We start from the raw sequence: 744 nt of genomic DNA, 5'->3' as shown, positions 1-744 counted from the left end.
ACCTATAGTTGGAATTCAAAACATGTTCCAAAAATAGAATTGGAAGAGAACTCCCCAAGTTTAAGTTATTATGCACCTCATATTATTTACTATATCACAGAGGCAAAAAATAATGAGATCAATCAAAACTATTTAGGGGAGGTGGAAGACCTCTATGCCTGGTATGCAACTTTTACTCAGAACCTTGGCAAAAATAAAGGGAAAAATTTACAAAATGTGGTCAATCAACTGACAGAAGGCGTAGTTGAAGAGGAAGAAAAAGTTAAGAGAATTTATTATTGGGTGCAGGATCATATCAAGTACATTGCCTTTGAAGAAGGCATGCGTGGTTTCATTCCCCATGAAGCCAACCTGGTTTTAGAAAAAAAGTATGGAGATTGTAAAGATATGGCAAATATTATACACCAGATGCTTAAAATTGCAGGCGTTGAATCCTACCTCACATGGGTGGGGTCCAGAGAAAAACCATACGATTATACCACTATTGCCACACCCATTGTCGATGACCACATGATCACGGTATGGAAAAACCTAAAAGGGGAGGTTGTGTTTTTGGACGCAACCAGTAAATACACTCCTTTTGGCTTTCCTTCTTCTATGATTCAGGGAAAACAAGCTTTGGTTGGAATTTCGAAGGAAGATTTTGAAGTGGTTAGAATTCCAATAATTACTAAGAATGAAAACCTCGTAGCTGACAGCTCTTTTCTTAGGTTGGTAGGGGATGAATTGGTGGGGGAAGGTAAA

At 38.2% G+C, this 744-nt stretch carries 1 protein-coding gene; it reads left to right on the top strand.

The annotated features are described in order from the left end of the window. The coding region (locus tag E1171_RS00485) for a transglutaminase domain-containing protein (protein ID WP_222931292.1) at positions 1 to 744 on the top strand (744 nt) is incomplete at both ends.

The sequence above is a fragment of the Xanthovirga aplysinae genome (assembly GCF_009711365.1).
In the GTDB taxonomy this organism is placed as follows: Bacteria; Bacteroidota; Bacteroidia; order Cytophagales; family Cyclobacteriaceae; genus Xanthovirga; species Xanthovirga aplysinae.
Note: the sequence above shows the minus strand (reverse complement) of the source record. Positions and strands in the feature narration are given on the sequence as shown.